Origin of the sequence: Pseudomonas sp. FW305-28 (genome assembly GCF_017351395.1) — a bacterium.
Lineage (GTDB): Bacteria > Pseudomonadota > Gammaproteobacteria > Pseudomonadales > Pseudomonadaceae > Aquipseudomonas > Aquipseudomonas fluorescens_AA.
On sequence record NZ_JACNDD010000285.1, the window covers coordinates 1 to 2,509 of the forward strand.

The window sequence follows — 2,509 nt, forward strand, 5'->3', positions numbered from 1 at the left end:
GAGGCGACGCCTTCGCGGGCAAGCCTTGCTCCCACTGGTTCGCCCCTATAGGGGGATCCAGGTGGATTCTCTGGCGAGTCAGGGCCGGTAGAGATGCGCATGTCCGGCGCGGTACAGCGACGATTCGCTGAACACGTCATTGCCCAGCACACGCCCCACCAGGATCAGCGCCGTTCGGCGGAAACCCTTGGCTTGCACCTTTTCGGCAATATCTGCCAGCGTCCCCAGCACCCAGTCCTGATCCGGCCATGTCGCCCGGTGGATCACCGCAATCGGGCAATCCGCGCCGTAGTGGGGCCGCAGTTCGTCGACGATCTTATCCAGGTGATTGACCCCCAGGTGAATCGCCATGGTCGTCCCGTGCTGTGCCAGGTTGCCCAGTTCTTCCCCAGCGGGCATCGGGGATTTATCGGCGTAACGGGTGAGGATCAGGCTCTGGGAGATGTCCGGCAAGGTCAGTTCGGCACCCAGCAGGGCGGCGCAGGCTGAGGTCGCGGTCACGCCCGGGATGATTTCGAAAGGGATGTCCAGTTCCCGCAGGCAACGAATCTGTTCGCCGATGGCGCCGTACAGGCTCGGGTCGCCGGAGTGCACCCGGGCCACGTCCTGGCCCTTGAGATGGGCGCTGCTGATCAATTCGATGATCTGTTCCAGATGCAGCTCGGCGCTGTTGATCACCTGTTCGGCACAATGGCCTTCGAGGACGGCGGTTGGCACCAGCGAGCCGGCGTAGATGATCACCGCGCACTGGCGGATCAGTCGCTGGCCTTTGACCGTGATGAGGTCCGGGTCGCCGGGGCCGGCGCCGATGAAGTACACGGTCATGACCGGCTCCTGTGAAAGGTGGGTGAGCGTCGCCCAGATGAAGATCGCTCATGATCCTGGGCGGCGATTATCGGGATTTACGCCACGACCGCCAATGCCAACGTGCTCATGGGGCCTGTTTGACGGGGAATCAGCAGGGTTGCGGGCGTCGTGCCCAATTGATCGGCCAAGGCCAGGGCGGCGCTTTCGGCGATGCCGTAGCAACCGGTTTGCGCGAAGGCGATCTCGGAACGATGGCTGAGCCGCCGCTCGTAACCGGCCAACTGTTCGGCACTGAAGCAGGTCAGCGGCAAGGCCAGTTGCCCGGCCAGCTCCAGCAGCCCGGGCTCGTCACGCTTGAGGTCGATACTGGCCAGGGCCCGTACCTGGTGAAGTTCGATGCCGTGGGCCAGCAACGTCTGTTCGAGCAAGGCCCGCAGCGTGCTGGCGGGGCATCCGCGCTGGCAGCCCAAGCCGATCACCAGGATCGACCCGGTGCTCATGCGTCGTGGTGGGCTTGGCCGTCACGGCGAAACAGCCAGGCGCTGATCAGGCCCAGGGCCAGCCAGAAGGCGACGTTGGTCACCTGCGAGGCGATCTTGAACTGGCTTTCCAGCGCTTCGGGCGCCAGCATCGAGTGGACTTCGGGCTGCGGCGCACCGATAACGTGGGGCACCAGCAACGTCGCCACGCCCAGCAGCTTGAGCAGCCAATGCCGGCCGAAGGCAATCAGGGCAATGCCCACCGCCGTCGAGGCCGCGGTGCCGATCCACCACATCTGCCGCTGGGCCAGGTCGGCCGCTGCGGTGCCGGGCAATTCCGGGGGCAGGCCGAGGGTGGGTGCCAGGACGAAAGTGGCATAACCGGCCAGGCCCCAGAGCAGACCCTGGGAGGTGCGAGTCGGTGTGCGCAAGGTGTACAGGCCCGCTAGCATCAGGGCAAAACCCACGGCGACCACCAGGTTGCCGCCGGTGGTGGACAGCACGCGCTGCCAGCCATCTTCCGGTTCCCAGGCCTCGGCATCATGGGTGTGGGCCACACCGTCGGTGTGCTCATGGACCTCGGTCGCCGGGGCCTTCTCGAAGGTTTCCGCCTGGAGAATCAGCGGCGATACCCAGAAACTCTGCAACAGGGTCAGCAGCAGGGCGGCCAGCAAGCCGCTGAAACCGGCGGTCTGCGCGATACGCTTGATCATGTCGTCAGTTCTCAATGGCAGGGGAAGGCGGCGCTGTGGCGGGTATCGTGGGCGGCGTTGTGCACCGCTTCGATGTGGGAGAAACCGGCGAAATAGACCAGCCCCGCGCCCAGGATCGAAGCCAGGATCGCGGCGCTCAGGCGTTGGCTCAGGGTGGTGGTGCTGCTGGCGGTGCGGGCGGTGCTGCTGATGGTCGACATGGCGCTTCCCTCTGTTTTTGTTCCGTGGGGATGCGAGCGCAATGAGACCCCGGGCGAAAGATCGCCAAGGTTCGAACAGCGCCCGCCCGCCGCGGGTTTGTTGATGCTTGAGTCATGGGCCGGTCTCCGGGCTCGCGAGGGGCAGGGGCTGGGCCTTGCCTGCAAGCATCACCTTCCCATGCGCCCTTGTAGCAGGGCAGACACAGTGGTTCAGACGCTTCGCTCGCTTACCGTTGCGGGGGCAGCACCGGACTGACGTGGCTTTGGAGTAAAGCACACGATTCACCGGTTTCCCGTTTCACCCTGTGAA

The 2,509-nt window shown here is 65.0% G+C and carries 4 protein-coding genes and 1 riboswitch; all 4 genes read right to left on the reverse strand.

The genetic code is table 11. The annotated features are described in order from the left end of the window. Window positions 1–78: 78 nt before the first annotated feature. Window positions 79–825, reverse strand: coding sequence for a precorrin-4 C(11)-methyltransferase (gene cobM, locus J4E53_RS30370; protein WP_103309481.1), 747 nt, complete (start codon window positions 823–825; stop codon window positions 79–81). Between the two features lie 77 nt (window positions 826–902). Next, entirely contained in the window at window positions 903–1,307 is a 405-nt protein-coding gene (locus J4E53_RS30375) for a cobalamin biosynthesis protein (RefSeq protein WP_103309479.1), read from the reverse strand. Next, window positions 1,304–1,999 (reverse strand): CbtA family protein, encoded by a 696-nt coding sequence (locus J4E53_RS30380; protein WP_060738115.1) that lies wholly within the window; start codon window positions 1,997–1,999, stop codon window positions 1,304–1,306. Before J4E53_RS30380 ends, J4E53_RS30375 begins: the two co-directional genes overlap by 4 nt. Window positions 2,000–2,010: 11 nt before the next feature. After that, a complete protein-coding gene (locus tag J4E53_RS30385; RefSeq protein ID WP_014338677.1) occupies window positions 2,011–2,199 on the reverse strand; it encodes a CbtB-domain containing protein in 189 nt (62 codons plus the stop codon). Between the two features lie 99 nt (window positions 2,200–2,298). After that, a riboswitch (cobalamin riboswitch) is annotated at window positions 2,299–2,509 on the reverse strand. This riboswitch is flagged as partial in the annotation.